The organism is Pantoea sp. Mb-10, assembly GCF_021272205.1.
Lineage (GTDB): Bacteria > Pseudomonadota > Gammaproteobacteria > Enterobacterales > Enterobacteriaceae > Pantoea.
In genome coordinates, this window is the sequence record NZ_JAJSDX010000003.1 from 269,298 (window position 1) to 285,327 (window position 16,030).

Consider the following 16,030-nt stretch of genomic DNA (forward strand, 5'->3'; position numbering starts at 1 on the left):
CAACGTTTCTTTTTTTGTCCGACAAAATGAGCATAGTAGGGATTACAGCTTTTGCTGGCTTTTGTGGTTGATATCTCGCCAAAAAGCCGTAAAAGCAGGGTAATTAAGAGGAGTCTGTAGCGAAGAAACAGGGCCAGTAATGATTACTGGCCCTACTGAGAACAGAAATTAGTGTTCGCGGGTTTTGCGGAACGTCACATCAGGATAGCGCTCCTGGGTGATGTTGAGATTAACCATGGTCGGCGCGATGTACGTGAGGTTATCGCCGCCATCCAGCGCCAGGTTGACCTCATTCTTACGCTGGAAATCGTCGAATTTCTTCGCATCGCTACACTCCACCCAGCGCGCGGTAGAGACGTTGATGGCTTCGTAAATGGCCTCAACGTTATATTCGCTTTTCAAGCGCGCCACAACGACGTCAAACTGCAGCACGCCCACCGCGCCCACAATCAGATCGTTATTGTGCACTGGACGGAATACCTGCACCGCGCCCTCTTCTGATAGCTGGACCAGCCCTTTCAACAGCTGTTTCTGTTTGAGCGGGTCACGCAGGCGAATGCGGCGGAACAGTTCCGGGGCGAAGTTCGGGATGCCGGTGAACTTCATGGTTTCACCTTGCGTGAAGGTGTCGCCGATCTGAATGGTGCCGTGGTTATGCAGGCCGATGATGTCGCCCGGATAGGCTTCCTCGACGTGCGAGCGGTCACCCGCCATAAAGGTCAGCGCATCGGAGATCACCACGTCTTTGCCGGTGCGAACCTGACGCAGCTTCATGCCTTTTTCATACCGTCCGGACACCACGCGCATAAACGCCACGCGGTCGCGGTGTTTGGGATCCATATTGGCCTGAATCTTGAACACGAAGCCGGTGAACTTCTCTTCTTTCGCTTCTACCAGACGGGTATCAGTTTGGCGCGGCATGGGCGCGGGCGCCCATGAGACCAAGCCATCCAGCATATGGTCTACGCCAAAGTTGCCCAGCGCGGTACCGAAGAATACCGGGGTGATTTCCCCGCTCAGGAACAACTCTTGGTCGAACTCGTGCGATGCGCCCTGCACCAGCTCCAGCTCGTCGCGCAGCTGCTGCGCCAGCTCCTCGCCCACGGCGGCATCCAACTCTGGATTTGCCAGGCCTTTCACCACGCGCACTTCCTGAATCGTGTGGCCTTTGCCCGTCTGATACAGGTAAGTTTCGTCGTTATAAAGGTGGTAGACCCCCTTGAACAACTTGCCGCAGCCGATAGGCCAGGTGATAGGGGCGCAGGCAATTTTCAGCTCGCTCTCTACCTCATCCAGCAGCTCCATCGGATCGCGGATATCACGGTCAAGTTTGTTCATAAAGGTGATGATGGGCGTGTCGCGCAAACGCGTCACTTCCATCAGCTTGCGGGTACGATCCTCAACGCCTTTCGCGGCGTCGATCACCATTAAACAGCAGTCCACCGCCGTCAGCGTGCGGTAAGTATCTTCGGAGAAGTCTTCGTGGCCGGGAGTGTCCAGCAGGTTCACGAGGCTGTCGCGATAGGGAAACTGCATCACCGAGGTGGTAATTGAGATCCCACGCTGCTTCTCCATCTCCATCCAGTCGGATTTAGCATGCTGGCTGGAACCACGGCCTTTCACGGTGCCGGCGGTTTGAATAGCCTGTCCGAACAGCAGGACTTTTTCCGTAATCGTGGTTTTACCGGCATCCGGGTGCGAAATGATCGCAAACGTACGGCGGCGCGCCACTTCATCTAAAAAGGGGGCATTCGACATGAGTCAATTCTTCTTTAAGGGCAGCACGCGCAAAGCGCGCTGCAGATAAATCGTTCCGGGATGAGGCCGGGGATCAGGTTACCCGAGATGAAACTCAGGCAGCGATAGTGGCGCGATCTACATGGGCGGCAGTCCGGTCATCCCGTGAGTAATGAGGTGGCATAGCATACAATATTTCAACACCCGGGGAAATCGCAGGATGCACAGGCAGTTGCGCCGCCCCCTCACGCCCGTTAACAGGCAAAATGCAAAACAAATGCGAATGAAAATCAGCGCGAAGTGAGAAAGCCTCGCATTCAAAAAATGAAATAATTCCATTTACAATCAATGAGATAAAATCACATTTTTGCGGAAAAAACCTTCACAGGAAAGTATAGATTGATGCATAATTCGCCGTACTTCTTCACACCCATTCCATAAGGACGCAGCCATGTTAACTGCTGAAATGACCTCCCGCCTCAATGACCAGCTCAACCTCGAATTCTTTTCGGCTAACCTCTATTTGCAGATGAGCGCATGGTGCTGCGACAAGGGTTTTGAGGGTGCAGCCTCCTTTCTGAAAATGCACTCGCGCGAAGAGATGGCGCACATGCAGCGCCTGTTTGATTACGTCAGCGATGCCGGCTCCCTGCCGGTACTCGGCACCATCGCCGCGCCAGCGATCAGCTGGAACTCGCTCAATGACGTACTGGAAGAAGCGCTGAAGCACGAGCAGTTAATCACGAAAAAGATCAATGAGCTGGTTCACACCGCGCTGACCTCGCAGGATTACTCTACTTTCAACTTTCTGCAGTGGTACGTGGCAGAGCAGCACGAAGAAGAGAAGCTGTTTAAAACCGTGCTGGACAAATTGGCGCTGGTGGGCAGCAAAGGCGAAGGCCTGTTCCTGGTGGACAAAGATTTGGGTCGCATGACCGTTGATGGCCACGGCCAATAATAAGCACACGATTGCACACCGCATTTAAGGTTAACGCCCGGCTAAGCCGGGCGTTTTTTTGCTACGCGGCTGCGGTAACTCCCGCTAGACCAGCGCCTTAAGGCGCAGTTCTGAAGGCTGCGGCCGGCCAAACAGATACCCCTGGAAGAGCGTACAGCCCTCTTCACGCAGCCTGGCAAATTGCTCGCTATTTTCTACGCCTTCCGCCGTGATTTGAATATCCAGGCTGCGGCTCATGCCGGTAATGGCGCGGATAATCGCCAGCGCCTCGCGGCTGTCACTCATGTCATTGATAAAAGACTTGTCGATTTTTATCTTATCGAACGGAAACGAGCGCAGATAACTCAGCGAGGAGTAGCCCGTACCAAAGTCATCCAGCGCAATCTGCACCCCTAACTTTTTCAGGCGCTGCAGGGTATCAATATTGCCGAGAGAATCATCCAACAGCACAGATTCGGTGATCTCGACTTCAAGGCGGTGCGGATCCAGCGCGGACTCGCGCAGCGCCCCTTCAACCACCGACACCAACGCGCTGTTTTTAAACTGCAGCGGTGAGAGGTTCACGGAAACCGACTGATTGGTATCCCAACTTTGCGCTTCACGACAGGCTTCATACAGCGCATAAGCCCCGAGCATATGAATGATGCCCGTCTCTTCGGCAATCGGAATGAAGTCGTTGGGCATGATCACGCCCTTGATCGGGTGGTGCCAGCGCATCAGCGCTTCATAGCCGATAATACCAGCGTCATTGGTAATCGGCTGATAATAGAGTTTGAGCTGGCGGCGGGTCAGCGCTTCCCGTAGGTCATTTTCAATGGCGCGGCGATGACGGGCCAGATCGTCCATGCGCGGCGTAAAGTGCTCATAGCGATTGCGCCCGTTGCGCTTGGCCTCATAAAGCGCCATGTCGGCGCAGCGCAGCATATGTTCCGGCGTGTTAGTGGCCTGCGAGGTCAGCGCAATGCCCACGCTTAATCCCACCGATAAGCTGTGTCCCTCCACATTGATCGGCGGCTGAATGGCGGCAATCAGCCGTTGTGCGATGGCAGCGGCTTCCTGCGCATCTTGCATATTGGGTAGCACCACGGCGAACTCGTCCCCGCCAATGCGCGCCAGCGTATCCTGATCGCGCAGGGAACCGCGCAGGCGTTTTGCCACGGCCCTTAGCAGCTCGTCCCCTATCTGGTGACCAAGCACATCGTTGACGTTTTTAAAATTATCCAGGTCCAGACACAGCGTGGCGCTTAGCTGATTTTCAGCGCGCAGCGCTTCGCTCAGCTTTTGCCGAAACAGCATGCGATTGGGCAGACTGGTGAGATTATCGTGGTGTGCCATGTGATGAATGCGCGCATCAGCTTCACGCTGGTCCGTGACATCTTCCACCATCAGCATTACGTAGTTCTGCCGGATATCTCTGCCGCTGATGGTGGTGGCCCGCGTCTGCAGGATGCGCTCGCCAGCCGCCGTCACCAGCAGTTGCTCGCGCGTATGAATACCTTCGTTGCGCAGGGCAATATCCGCCAGGCTATTGAAGTAATCACTGAGTTCCGGCGACATGCATTCATGCGGCCGTTTATGCATGATCAGGGACTTATGCATGCCAAATAGCTGCTCGGCTTTGTCGTTCACCAGAAGAATTTCGCGGCTGATGGCATCTTCCACGATCACACAGGAGGGAATGTTGCTGATAATGGTTTCAAGAAAGCTGGAAATTTCCGCCATGCGGGCGCTCTGCGCCTGGGCCAGGTCGCGCGCGCGCAGGAGCTGCTGCTCATTTTCCCGCCGCTCGGTGACGTCGCGGGTAATTTTGGCAAAGCCGATCATTTTGCCGTTTTCGTCGCGAATGGCGTCAATCACGACGTGCGCCCAGAAGGCCGATCCATCTTTGCGATAGCGCCAACCTTCATCTTCAAAGCGGCCGGTTTTGCTCGCGATGCCGAGATTGGCGTCCGGCGTCTGCGCCAGCCGATCTGAGGCGCCGTAAAATACGGAAAAGTGCTGGCCGACAATTTCTTCTGCGCGGTAGCCTTTAGCGCGCTGCGCCCCCGCGTTCCAGTTTGCCACTGTGCCATCCGGTTTCAGCATGTAAATGGCATAGTCCACTACGCCCTGTACCAGCATACGGTACATAACGTCAGAGTCGTTGTTCATTGTTTTTCGCCTATTGCGGCCGGGTTCAAATGCGCGGTTAAGAATATTCTCAACCAAGATGCAGACTTAAACGCAAAAGCGCGCTGCTGACAAGCGTAAATCGCGGGCATACCAAAGTTGGTAGGGGTGGGAGGCCAGCGCTGGCCGGGGCGCTGCGGGAGTCCGGCCCGCATAGCCGGTGATTCGTGAGCGGGAGTCCGGCCCGCTCAAGCCGGTAAGGCACCAGGCGGGTGCCGAACGCTCAGCCGGTATGGCTATGAGCGGGTTCCGGCCCGCTATGCCGGTCTTTATTGAACCCTGAGCGGGTTCCGCCCGCTAACCCTGCGGGAGTTGCAGCCGCTCCGCTGCGGCGTACGGGCAAAGGGCCGGTTCTGAGCGGGTTCCGGCCCGCTATGCCGGCATGACTATGAGCGGGTTCCGCCCGCTAACCCTGCGGGAGTTGCAGCCGCCCCGCTGCGGCGTACGGGCAAAGGGCCGAGGGCGCGGCCCTTTGCAATCCGCGCCCTGCGCCAGCCTGCGCTGTTCCCTCACTCCGCCGCAACGGCCGCACGGACCGCGCGGATTCTCCATCCCTGGCTCATTCCGCTCTCTCAGCGGCATCCATGCCGCTTCGTCCTGGCCGTCACGCTCCGTTCGGCGCTCCGGATGGCGCTCAACACCCCCGCCTGTGAGAGCTTTTTTCTTTTTTCTGTATGGGGTTGTCTGGGTGGATGCATGCAGGCTAGCAAAAACAGTCGCTGGCTGAAAAAAACAGAAGACAAAAAGGGTTCTGTTTAACGCCGCGCGGGCAGGATGCTGCTTAAAAGTCTTACCGCCACGCACTGGCGTTTAAAGACAAAACATGAAAGGCGGGTTTTGCTCAAAGCAGCGCGGTCGGAATGCACCTTAAAAATCTTACCGCCACGCGGCGGCTGCGAAAAAAGTCATGGCGTGCAGCGGGGGGTGTGAAGCGCCATCCCTACTCGCTGAACGAAGGAGGCCTTCCAGGGCGAGCGGCATGGATGCCGCGAGAGGCGGCGTTGAGCAGGAGCGAATCGACGCCGGTCCGTCAGGAAGGCTGAGGGAGTGAAGGCACCGCGCAGCGGCGAGTGGGGCTGGCGCAGGGCCGGGGAGTGCAGAGGGCGCGGCCTGGCGCCCTCTGCTCGGTCGCCGCAACGCGGCAAAGGCACCTGCCAGTGCCATGGCGAACGAAAGATGCACCGTACAGACGAAAAGGCACCACAGCCGCTGCCTGCGGCGAACCCACCCTCTGCTCGGTCGCCGCACCGCGGCAAAAGCATCTGCAATTGCTATGGCGAACGAAAGATGCTCCGTGCGAGCGAGAAGGCACCAAGCCGCTGCCTGCGGCAAAAGCACCTGCCAGTGCTATGGCGAACGAAAGATGCTCCGTGCGAGCGAGAAGGCACCAAGCCGCTGCCTGCGGCACAAGCCCGCCACTGCAAGTGGCTAAAGTACCCTGCGGCTCAAAAGGCCAAGGGCGCGGCCTGGCGCCCACTACGCCTCCGGCGCCAAATGCATACCGATATAGCGCGCATAGCGCGACGCCTTCAGGCGCGTTAAATCCACTAACACCAGACCATCGATACAGTGATTGAAATCGGGATCGCTGCCAAAATCGATAAACTGCACCCCGCCCGACTCACATACCTCGGAATACTGCTTATAAAGCGTCGGGATCGCCGTGCCAAGATTCGCCAGCAGCAGCTTCAGGCGACGCAAGTCTTCGCTGTAGTCATTGCCGGTAAACTGTGCCAGCACCTCGGGTAGCGAAGCAGGATAGGGACGTCGAGAGGTCGCCAGCGGCAGTTCGGTGGGAAAATAGAGACGATAAAACGCGACCAGCAGATCGCGCGCCGCCAGCGGCATTCCGCCGGAGATCGACACCGGACCAAACAGATAGCGGGTTTGCGGATAACGCGCCAGATAAGCACCGATGCCCATCCACAGGTAGTCTAATCCGCGCTTGCCCCAGTAGGCGGGCTGAATAAAACTCCGGCCCAGCTCAAGGCCTTGATTAACGATAGGCAGCATACGCTCGTCATAGTGAAACAGGCTATGGCTATATATGCCCTCCAGCCCGCGCCGCGCCAGCTGTTCCGCGCCGGGAATAAACCGATAGGCGCCCACAATTTCCAGCGCGTCCTCATCCCATAAAATCAGGTGATAGTAATCGTCGTCGAACCTATCGAGATCGCGACGTCGGCCACTGCCCTCGCCTACTGCACGAAACGCGATTTCACGTAAGCGTCCCAGCTCGCGCAGCAGCGGCACCCACGTGGCCCCGTTGCGTCGCCACAGATAGATCTGTTTGCCATCCGGTAACACGCCGAGATGTTCACTCCCCTGCAGCGCTTTTTTCAGCTCAGCGCGATCCTCCGGGCGCGCGATGGCCGCTTCCGTTTGAAACAGGCCAGATCGCCCCTGTCCGATGCGATAAAGATGCTTGCGCAGCCGCTTGGCCAGCGCTTTCCCCGACGTATGGCCGTCATGCCAGTGGGCAAAGGGAATCTGCTCGCCGATATGCAGCTTAATGCGCGAGCCGCGCTGACGAAACATTTCACGCACCAGCATCAGCATGGCCAGCGGCGGAGCGAGTTTCGCCAGCGCGTAAAACGACAGGCTGTTGCGTCCCACAATGTGTACCGGCACCAGCGGCGCACGCGCACGGGCCGCGAGGCGCAAAAAGCTATGGTGCCAGCGCCGATCGCGCACCCCTTGCGAGCTCATACGCGACACCTCTCCGGCGGGAAAAATGATCAGCGCGCCTTGATTATCCAGATGCTGCTGCATCGCGGTGAGCTGTTCCCGGCTGGTGCGGTTACTGATGTTATCCACGGGCAACATCAGGTTATTGAGCGGCGTGAGCATCATCAGCATGCGATTGGCCACAATTTTCACATCGCGTCGCACCTGTGACACCGCCGCCAACAGCGCCAGGCCATCCAGCGCCCCCAGCGGATGGTTGGCCACAATCACCACCGGCCCACGCGTGGGAATCTGCTCAAGATCGCGCTCGCTAAGTTCGGCGCGCACGTCAAGATGTTCCAGCACCTGTTCGACCATATCCACCCCTTTCAGGTGCGGATAGCGCGCAGCAAAACGTTGAAACTCCTGCTCGCGCACGGCCCATTTGAGCACTTTTTTTTGCCAGTTCGCCGGTTGCTGACCGGGCCAAAACGTATGGAGAAGCTGATCAACGGAGAACATCTTTCACCTTTCAGGCTGTCATTTCTCCCACTGAAATTAAAAGCGCTTGTTTTCAGTTTGATGAATCCGCGCCTTTTAAAGGAAACGTCCCGAGAAATATTGATAAAAAAAGCGCATTTGTCTTAAACAGAAAAATTCAAGACATGGCTTAAATCTTATAGGGAAGCCTCATGAATTAATTTAGCCAGACCTCTATGTACAGCTGTTTTCAGATTCCCACTTGGTTATTTAAATTTTTTGGACTGCACATATGATTCATTCGGTATTTATTGTTGATGACCACCCTTTAATTTGCGAGAGCATCAAAGCACTGCTTCACGCCTATCACTATTCCGTAGTCGGAATGGCTGAACGGGGTGAATTGCTGATCAGCCAATTGCATCAGCTCAAGCCGGATGTATTACTGCTGGATCTTACGATGCCAGGTCGTGCTGGCATCCCGCTGATTGCGGATATTAAGCGCGTATTACCGCAGCAAAAAATCATCGTATTTACCGCATCCGAAAGCGTGTTTTACCAGCGCTGCTGTTTGCAGCTCGGCGTTGAGGGTTACGTCTGTAAACGCGGGGAGTTGGATACGCTGCTAACGGCAATAAAAGACGTTGAGTGCGGCAAACGCGTCTATCCTACCGCCGCGCAAAATGCCCACGTTCCTACATTCATTGAAAGCGATAAATTAATGGAACTCACGCGACGCGAATTGATTGTATTAGTTAAACTTGCATCGGGAATGTCAAATAAACAGATCGCAACGCAACTGCAACTCAGCAGTAAAACAATTAGCACATATAAAATCAAAATCTTGCGTAAATTAGGTCTGAAAGGCATTAGCGGAATTAATCGCACCGCCAAAGCGCATGATTTGGTGTAAACCTCGTGCGCGTGGGGAGCAGAGCGTAGTTGGAGAGGTCTTTTATCGACCCGCTACGCTCTGCCCCGCCCTTTTAGGGATGCGTCGTCTGCTGCGCGATGGGCAACCAGATCTCGGTCAACGTACCCTCCTTGCCGGTAAACGGATCGCGCTGGGGCAGAGGAACCCGCTTGATGGCTTCTTTCGCCGCACGCAGACGCGAAGGCTCATCGCGATAGGTTTCCGGCGACATGCCTTCGGGATACGCGCCCACCACGAAGAAATCTTCCGAGGCAAACACCTGTTTATGACCTACGCCCGCAGGAATCAGCACGGCATCGCCTTCGCGCAAGGTCACCATACGGCCAGCATCGCCGCCTAACAGCACTTCCGCCCAGCCCGCCGCCACGCCCAGCACTTCATGGGTATTGGGGTGATAATGCGTGTAAGGGAAAATCGGCGCGCGCCACGCCGCAGGCCAGCCATTCTCGGTAAAGGTTTTTTCAAACCACTCCGCGCTGTTGCGCCCCTCTTCTTCTTCATATTCAGGTGCGATCTGCGGCCAGATGATCAGCGGCAACAGGTTATTGGGTATCGCGCCTGACTGCTGCCATAACATGAGATGCTGCGGATTACTGGATGCTCCGGCAGAAAATGTGCCTGCGGCGAAAGACATCAGTAACAGCAGGCTGGAGGTGTTGTCAGTCATACTCTTTCTCCGGAAAGCGTTGTTGCCTAATTGTGACAAAATTCGGTTGCAATACAATGTGCGCTTGACAACAAAATCTTGATAAATACCTGATTTCGCTTTCTTAACTCAAATTCATGCGCAACATATTTAACAAAAAGAGCGCATTTTTTTACGCTGCGGTTAGCTTCCAGGGCAAAGCGTGCTTATGCGCCCACAACCGGCGAAAAACCTGATGCATATCCTGTTTAAAAGCTACGTTTTCAAACGCGCCACAATCGGCTTAACCACCTTCTCCCCTTGCCGCCCGTAAAACTGCAGCAAAGTTTCTGCCGCAGAAGCGGTGAGCACCATGATTTCCACGCGTCGATTACGCGCATTCAAGGGATTACCCTGATCCAGCGGCATGCGCGCCGCCACGGCGTTGACTTGCAACACCCGCGCACTCTCCAGCCCACCGCGCTCCAGCGCGCGCCGGGCCGCCAGCGCCCGATCGCCAGACAGGTTCCAGTTGTTATAAGCCGCACTGGGCTCATACTGCGCGGCATCGGTATGACCGCTGATCATGATCTGGTTATCAATGCGATTGAACACCGGTCCCAGTTCGGTCAGTAAGCGCTGAAAATAGGGCGTCAGTACCGCACTCCCACGCGGGAACATCATGCGATCGCGATCGTCCTGAATCAAAATGCGCAGCCCCTGCGGCAGCGTTTCCAGCGTGAGATGGTTCTGGGCATGGTGCGCGCTGATAAGCTGTTCGATCTGCTGCTTGAGAGTCGCCAGCTCGCTGTCTGCGCGCGTAGGGGTGGCGTCAACGCCTTGATCCACGGCCTGCTCCACGATGCCGCTGACCGTGGCTTGTTGCGCCGGCGGCACCAGTGCCCTTGCCTGCGCAACGATGGCCTCCGTACCCTCAACGGCGAAGGGATCGAATCCGGTGCCGCTGAAGAGGGAGTGTCCGTGCAACTGCGCCACAATCTCTTTGCGTTCATCTTCGCTGACCGCGCCCACAATCCACAGCACCATAAACAGGGCCATCATCGCCAGGGTAAAGTCGGCAAACGCCACTTTCCACGCTCCGCCGTGATGACTGTGATGCGATCGGCGAACGCTGCGTTTAATAATGGTGGGGTGCGCATTGTTTTTCATCAGGCCGCGTCACCGTTGGTCATTTGATTAACCCAGCCGTCCAGCGTGGCAAAGGTGGGTTTGGAATCCAGCGGCAACATTTTTCGCCCTGCGTCCACCGCCAGCAGCGTCGGCTTTCCGGCGAGCTGATTGACCAGCACGGTCCGGATGCATTCCAGCACCGCCAAGCGCTTCTTCATGTTCTGCTCCATCGCGTTGGCTAAGGGGTCCATCAGGCAATAGCAAAAAAACACGCCGAGAAAGGTTCCCACCAGCGCGGCAGCCACTTTGATGCCGATCAGCGCAATCGATCCGTCGATGGACTGCATCGTAATAATAATGCCGAGAACGGCGGCGCAGATACCAAAGCCCGGCATCGCCTCAGCGGTGCGCTGCAGCGAGCGCGAAGGCTTCAAAAGCTCCTCCTCCACGGCATGCAGCTCTGATTCCAGCAGGCCTTCCAGCTCATGCTCGTTGATTTTTCCCATGGCCATCAGACGGAAATTGTCAGAAATAAAGGCAATCAGCCCGTGATCGGCCAAAATCAGTGGATAGCGCTGAAAGAGCTCGCTCTGTTCCGGCACCTCTATATGGGAATCCAATACTTTGAGTCCGCCGTTCTGCACCAGCTCCAGCAGCTCATACAGCAGCATCAACAGCTGTTGCTGAAACGCCGCGTTGTAGGTGTTTTTTTTCATGGCTCCGCGAATCTGCCGCCAGGTCTCTTTGAGTACGCTTTTGGAGTTACCGATAAGCATGGCGCCCGCGCCCGATCCCAGGATAATCAATAATTCTCCCGGCTGCCAAAACACGCTCATTATTCCGCCTGCATGGACGTAACCTATCGACACGCTCCCCAGCACTAACAAAATTCCAATCAATTTCTGCATAACGGTTACTCAAAGAATTTTTTAATTTTTTCAGCAATTTTTTTGTTGAGCTGACACACGCGCGCTTCCGTAAGTGTGAGTACCTGCGCAATCTCTTTCAGGCTCATTTCATGCTGGTAATACAGGCTGAGGATCAGCTTTTCCCGCTCTTCCAGCGACGACAGCGCCAGGTTTAACGTCCGCTGAACGCCCACTTCCTCTTCCAGATGACGCCCGCTTAGCATCATCCCGCTACCTTCAGCCGAAAGCACCTCGTCAAGGCTTTCCATCACGCTGGCTGACTCCAGCAGCAGATACTCCTGCACCTCCTCATGGCTCAGTCCAAGACAGGTGCGCAGCTCGCTTTCACTGGGTTCATGACCAAGCTGGCGCGTGAGCGCGCGCACGGCATCATTGATCTTGTGATTCCGCTGGCGCAGGCGCCGCGGTCGCCAATCGTGGCGACGCAGCTGATCCAGCACCGCGCCGCGCACACGCTGAAGCGCGTAAGCCGCAAAATTTCCATCCGGATGTCCATAGCGTCGCAGCGACTCCACCAGCCCCATCAGCGCGATCTGCTCCAGATCGTCACGATCCATCACCGAATCGGTTTGCGTCGACAGCTGGCGCACCACGCGTTTCACCAACGGGAGCCACTGATGGATATACCGACTCTCTTCCGCGGGGCTCATGCCGGTGACGGCAGTAAAAGCGTTCATCATCGTTCCTTACTGGAAAACCATTTTTGAGATGATGACGTCGGTAAAGGGCGTGCTCTTGCTGAACGCGCCTTCGTAACGGGTCATCAATTGGAGGTGAATGTCATCCACTGACATGGCGCGCGCCGCGGCATAATCCATGCCAGAAAACATGCCAACCAGCACGCTTTTGAGCTTCGGCAGCGCACGCTCGGTCTTTTCCATTGCGGCATCGCTGTCCACTACATACGCCAGATCCAGCAGCAGATAGCGCTCGCGGTTATCCCTCCCCTTGAGGGTGACAACCTGGTTTTTGACTTCGAAATACTGAATGGCCCGCGGTGTCTCTTTGGGTTTAAACAAGGTGAAAGCCGAGCCTTCGTGACTTTCCTTCTCCCCCTGAGGGAAGAACTGCATACCGCTGACGACTAATGTGGCGGTGAGCAATGCGCTGCACATCACCAAGGCGAAGCCCGTGGCCACCGTTTTTATTTTCATGGCGCTATACCGTCGTAAGAATGGAATGATCGTGTTGGGATTGCCGCTCCGCACGCTCATCGCACGGCTCATGGCCTGCGATGGGGGCCGCGCTGCGCGGCTGCGATTGGCCGTTCTGTCGCTGTTCGCTCTGCTGCTGAGAAATCTGCACGTTAACCGTAACGCTGTTTTCCTCGCTCAGCGTCCCGCGCAGCTCGTGGCTGACCTGCTGCAGGGCGCGATAAACCTCAGGCTGCGCGGCCTGAATATGGACCTGTAATTTCCCCTCTTCGTAGTGAATAGAGACCTCTACTTTGCCGAGGTGCGGCGGGTCGAGGCGAATGGTGGCTTTCTGCGTACTCTGAGCAATCTGCAGGTGCAGACGCTCGCCCAGCGCCGTTTTCAGCGTCAGCGCTTTTTCCCGTTCGGCTTCCGGCAGCGCAAGGGGCGTCTGTTGCAGATCGGCGGAAGGCGCAGCGGCTCCCGTCGCCGCAGGGAGCGGCAGCACGGTAGGCAGAGATGATTGTGGTCGGGGCATTGGCATCACGCGCCACCTCGTTTCTACGCGTTGAGCATGCTCGCGCGTGGCCAGCGCGTCTGCGATCACACCGAGAGCAGCGGGGGCGAGCGGCACGCTCTCCCCTGCCGCCGTTACCGACATCGGCCGCGGTACGCGCGCAGGAAGGCGCTGCGGATGTACCACCGGACCGCGAGCGGGCATCACCGCAACCTCAACGCCCGCGCCTGCCAACTGCGCTGTCGCAGGCAAAGCCCTCTCTGACTGCACCGGCAGCGGCAGCGCCATCTCCAGCGTATGCACGTCCAGGATGGTCTCATCGGGCGCGGTGTGATCGCCGCTCGTATGCGCCAGCGCCTCCGCCTCTGGCGTCGCCACCGGAAGCAGCGAAACGTCGGGGAGGACAAAAGCCGCTACCGTGGAGGGCAGCGCGGCAGCGTGTGGCGCGCCGACATCCCCTGCAGGCGTCAATGCGGGAACGCGCGGCGATCCGGCAGCCACTGCGGGCAAGCCTGCGGCAAGGCGCGGCGCTCCGCTACCCTCCGCGGCGGCCAGCAGGGGCTGATGCGGTGTGGCGCCGGGTAGCGCCAGCATCCGTTGAAGCGTGACCGGCGTCATGCCTCTTCTCCTGTTTCCGCGTCGAACAGGCTGTATGCCTGCCTGCCATAGCGCTGCGCCTGATACTGCGCGAGCTGCAGTCGCAGCGTCTCAAGCCGCGCGCGACCCTGCGCCATAACGCGCAGATAGCGAGACCGTAACGCTGCCCGCGCCGCGTCCTGCAGATTTCGCGCCTGCTGCTGCAGCTGCAGATTGAGCTGCGCGTCAATCTGCATCACCCGTGGCCAGTCATTCTGCTGCGCGGCGGCTTCCAGCGCCGTTATCAGCGCCTCATAGGACGAGGGCGTCATGGCTGCATCCCCTCCCATCCTTCACGCAGCGTCGCCAGCAAGCCCTCGACCTCCTCTATCTGCGCAAGGGAAAGGTTATGGCTGGCGTCATACAACCGATAAACGCAGTAGTCATAAAGCGAGGCCAGACGCTGCGCAAGTTCACCGCCGCGTTCGTAATCCAGCGCACTGGTCAGCGCGTTTAAAATATCAATGCACTTCGAAATGCTGCTGGCTTTACGCTCAAAGCGCTTAGCCACAATGTGGCCTTTAGCGCGGATCAGTTCGTCCTGTAACCCGGTGAACAGCATAAGCACCAGCTGATGTGGCGTAGACGCTGCCGTGCGTATCGCCAAATCCGCCTCGCTATAGCCGTGTGTTTCAGACCGATTCCCGTACATCTTTCACTCCTGATTAACCAAAGAACTGCGCCATGGTGCTTTCCATCTGCTGCATGGCGCTTTGTACCCGCGTGAACTCTTTCAGGTAACGGTTGTAGTGCGTGTCATAGCGCTGCTGAATCTGCAGTTCTTTGCTGCTGAGCTGGCTGGTTTTACGATCGAGGGAGTCCTGCCTTGATTTGATGGATCCGGTCACGCTCAGGAAACCATTCAGGCTTTTGTCCATCTGTTTGATCACCCCGTCGGTGCCACCAAACAGTGCATTCAGCGCCTGCGGATTGTCGTTAACCGCCTCGAGAAAGGTCTCGCTGTCGATGGACAGCTTGCCCTTTTTGTCGAGTTCAATACCGAAATCCGCCAGCGTGTTACCGTTCACGCTTTTGCGCAGCAGCGAGGTCATCTGCTGTTCTAACACCCGCAATGAGGAATCCCCGGCCAGCGCACCCGCCTGCACTTTTTCTCCGCCGCTGCGCGTCAGCTCATCGAGCTTGTCGGCAAGCGTGTTCCAGGCATCGACAAATTTCTGCGCCTGCTCTTTGGTCTGCGTCTCATCGTTACCCACGCTGATGACCAGCGGACGCGCCGAATCGGTTTTCTGTATCACGTTGATTTCGACGCCGGGAATGAGATCGCGGAAGGTGTTGCTGCTGCTGGTAATGGTCAAGTTACCCACCTTGATTTCCGCATCGCGCGCAGCAGAAATCGCGCTGCCACCTTCCATCGCACTTTTGAAGGCGGCATCGCCCGCTACGCTGATGGTGAAACCGTTGGCAACCCCGGTCTCTTCACTGCCCATCATCAGGCGGTTTTGGCCGTTGACCTTCATGATCGATGCCGTGACGCCAGGGTTATCCGCGTGGCGGTTGATGGCGTCGCGCAGTTCTGCCATGGTGGTGATGCTGCCGACATCGAGATCGAGGCTTGTTCCACCCACCGACACGGAAAGCGTGCCGGTGGCATTTTTCACCCTATCGTCGGTAAGACTTTCAAAGGCGGTTTGCTGCGCAGCAGCGGTTTCCGTCACGGCAATTTCATACAGCCCCTTACTGGCGCTGCCATCGGCTTTTAGCGTGACGTATCCCTCCAGATTGGCGGTAGCGGCATTGGTGACCACCTCACCTTTACTGCCAAAGCCTTTAAGGGTGGTGCGAAACGCGTCCAGCGCCGTTTTTAACGCGCTGAGTGCCGTCTGCTCGGCACCCACTTTTTTCTGCTGTGAGGACAAGCGAGACTTCATGGCGGCCACGCTGTTAGTGGCTAACATTTCCGCCCATTGGGACGGTTCCATACCTAGATTCATGAGATTCTCCTGCTGATATCTGATTCAATAGCAACGGGCGTGCCATCTTTTATTTTCTTTAAAATCAGTACGATAAAGAATTTGAGCGGAAGAGATATTTCCGCACAGCGGAAACCATGCTGAGGGCGGCGGAAAAAAAAACACCGCTGCGGGAGCGGTGTT

General features: G+C 56.8%; 14 protein-coding genes. 2 read left to right on the top strand and 12 right to left on the bottom strand.

What is annotated here, in order from left to right:
• Positions 1–168: 168 nt before the first annotated feature.
• Complete coding sequence (gene prfC, locus LU196_RS07235; protein ID WP_232758559.1) at positions 169–1,758, bottom strand: peptide chain release factor 3; 1,590 nt, start codon at positions 1,756–1,758, stop codon at positions 169–171.
• A 430-nt stretch (positions 1,759–2,188) separates the two neighbouring features.
• On the opposite strand from prfC, the gene ftnA reads away from it, so the two are divergent.
• Positions 2,189–2,695: a non-heme ferritin gene (gene ftnA / locus LU196_RS07240; RefSeq protein ID WP_232758557.1), complete on the top strand. Its 507-nt coding sequence runs from the start codon at positions 2,189–2,191 to the stop codon at positions 2,693–2,695.
• Between the two features lie 84 nt (positions 2,696–2,779).
• Here the strand turns inward: ftnA and LU196_RS07245 are convergent, their stop codons facing one another.
• Positions 2,780–4,846 (bottom strand): putative bifunctional diguanylate cyclase/phosphodiesterase, encoded by a 2,067-nt coding sequence (locus tag LU196_RS07245; protein ID WP_370640970.1) that lies wholly within the window; start codon positions 4,844–4,846, stop codon positions 2,780–2,782.
• A 1,494-nt stretch (positions 4,847–6,340) separates the two neighbouring features.
• A complete protein-coding gene (locus tag LU196_RS07250) occupies positions 6,341–8,053 on the bottom strand; it encodes a lysophospholipid acyltransferase family protein (protein ID WP_232758555.1) in 1,713 nt (570 codons plus the stop codon).
• A gap of 250 nt (positions 8,054–8,303) precedes the next feature.
• On the opposite strand from LU196_RS07250, the gene LU196_RS07255 reads away from it, so the two are divergent.
• The gene (locus LU196_RS07255) at positions 8,304–8,924 is read left to right on the top strand and encodes a response regulator transcription factor (protein WP_232758554.1); all 621 of its coding nucleotides are present in this window, start codon (positions 8,304–8,306) and stop codon (positions 8,922–8,924) included.
• Positions 8,925–8,997: 73 nt separating this feature from the next.
• Here the strand turns inward: LU196_RS07255 and LU196_RS07260 are convergent, their stop codons facing one another.
• The 9 genes from LU196_RS07260 to fliD all read right to left on the bottom strand — a co-directional run bounded on the left by LU196_RS07260 (position 8,998) and on the right by fliD (position 15,868).
• A complete protein-coding gene (locus LU196_RS07260; protein WP_232758552.1) occupies positions 8,998–9,612 on the bottom strand; it encodes a cupin domain-containing protein in 615 nt (204 codons plus the stop codon).
• A 234-nt stretch (positions 9,613–9,846) separates the two neighbouring features.
• Entirely contained in the window at positions 9,847–10,740 is an 894-nt protein-coding gene (locus LU196_RS07265) for a flagellar motor protein MotB (protein ID WP_232758550.1), read from the bottom strand.
• Positions 10,740–11,609 carry a flagellar motor stator protein MotA gene (gene motA / locus LU196_RS07270; protein WP_232758549.1) on the bottom strand — a complete coding sequence of 290 codons (870 nt, stop codon included), beginning with the start codon at positions 11,607–11,609 and terminating at the stop codon, positions 10,740–10,742. The genes LU196_RS07265 and motA overlap by 1 nt, the downstream gene beginning before the upstream one ends.
• 5 nt (positions 11,610–11,614) lie before the next feature.
• Complete coding sequence (locus LU196_RS07275) at positions 11,615–12,307, bottom strand: FliA/WhiG family RNA polymerase sigma factor (RefSeq protein ID WP_232758547.1); 693 nt, start codon at positions 12,305–12,307, stop codon at positions 11,615–11,617.
• Between the two features lie 9 nt (positions 12,308–12,316).
• Positions 12,317–12,844: a flagellar basal body-associated FliL family protein gene (locus LU196_RS07280; protein WP_232778282.1), complete on the bottom strand. Its 528-nt coding sequence runs from the start codon at positions 12,842–12,844 to the stop codon at positions 12,317–12,319.
• On the bottom strand, positions 12,789–13,898 hold the full coding sequence (locus tag LU196_RS07285) for a flagellar hook-length control protein FliK (RefSeq protein WP_232758543.1): 1,110 nt from the start codon (positions 13,896–13,898) through the stop codon (positions 12,789–12,791). Before LU196_RS07285 ends, LU196_RS07280 begins: the two co-directional genes overlap by 56 nt.
• A complete protein-coding gene (locus LU196_RS07290) occupies positions 13,895–14,188 on the bottom strand; it encodes a hypothetical protein (protein WP_232758541.1) in 294 nt (97 codons plus the stop codon). The genes LU196_RS07285 and LU196_RS07290 overlap by 4 nt, the downstream gene beginning before the upstream one ends.
• On the bottom strand, positions 14,185–14,568 hold the full coding sequence (gene fliS, locus LU196_RS07295; RefSeq protein ID WP_232758539.1) for a flagellar export chaperone FliS: 384 nt from the start codon (positions 14,566–14,568) through the stop codon (positions 14,185–14,187). Before fliS ends, LU196_RS07290 begins: the two co-directional genes overlap by 4 nt.
• A 13-nt stretch (positions 14,569–14,581) precedes the next feature.
• The gene (gene fliD, locus LU196_RS07300; RefSeq protein ID WP_232758537.1) at positions 14,582–15,868 is read right to left on the bottom strand and encodes a flagellar filament capping protein FliD; all 1,287 of its coding nucleotides are present in this window, start codon (positions 15,866–15,868) and stop codon (positions 14,582–14,584) included.
• Between the last annotated feature and the right edge of the window lie 162 nt (positions 15,869–16,030).

Coding starts and splice junctions, on each gene's coding strand:
- LU196_RS07260 (WP_232758552.1), bottom strand. CDS start 9,612: ATGACTGACAACACCTCCAGCCTGCTGTTACTGATGTCTTTCGCCGCA.
- LU196_RS07280 (WP_232778282.1), bottom strand. CDS start 12,844: ATGAGCGTGCGGAGCGGCAATCCCAACACGATCATTCCATTCTTACGA.
- LU196_RS07275 (WP_232758547.1), bottom strand. CDS start 12,307: ATGAACGCTTTTACTGCCGTCACCGGCATGAGCCCCGCGGAAGAGAGT.
- fliD (WP_232758537.1), bottom strand. CDS start 15,868: ATGAATCTAGGTATGGAACCGTCCCAATGGGCGGAAATGTTAGCCACT.
- LU196_RS07245 (WP_370640970.1), bottom strand. CDS start 4,846: ATGAACAACGACTCTGACGTTATGTACCGTATGCTGGTACAGGGCGTA.
- LU196_RS07255 (WP_232758554.1), top strand. CDS start 8,304: ATGATTCATTCGGTATTTATTGTTGATGACCACCCTTTAATTTGCGAG.
- LU196_RS07265 (WP_232758550.1), bottom strand. CDS start 10,740: ATGAAAAACAATGCGCACCCCACCATTATTAAACGCAGCGTTCGCCGA.
- LU196_RS07290 (WP_232758541.1), bottom strand. CDS start 14,188: ATGACGCCCTCGTCCTATGAGGCGCTGATAACGGCGCTGGAAGCCGCC.
- prfC (WP_232758559.1), bottom strand. CDS start 1,758: ATGTCGAATGCCCCCTTTTTAGATGAAGTGGCGCGCCGCCGTACGTTT.
- fliS (WP_232758539.1), bottom strand. CDS start 14,568: ATGTACGGGAATCGGTCTGAAACACACGGCTATAGCGAGGCGGATTTG.
- motA (WP_232758549.1), bottom strand. CDS start 11,609: ATGCAGAAATTGATTGGAATTTTGTTAGTGCTGGGGAGCGTGTCGATA.
- LU196_RS07250 (WP_232758555.1), bottom strand. CDS start 8,053: ATGTTCTCCGTTGATCAGCTTCTCCATACGTTTTGGCCCGGTCAGCAA.
- LU196_RS07285 (WP_232758543.1), bottom strand. CDS start 13,898: ATGACGCCGGTCACGCTTCAACGGATGCTGGCGCTACCCGGCGCCACA.
- ftnA (WP_232758557.1), top strand. CDS start 2,189: ATGTTAACTGCTGAAATGACCTCCCGCCTCAATGACCAGCTCAACCTC.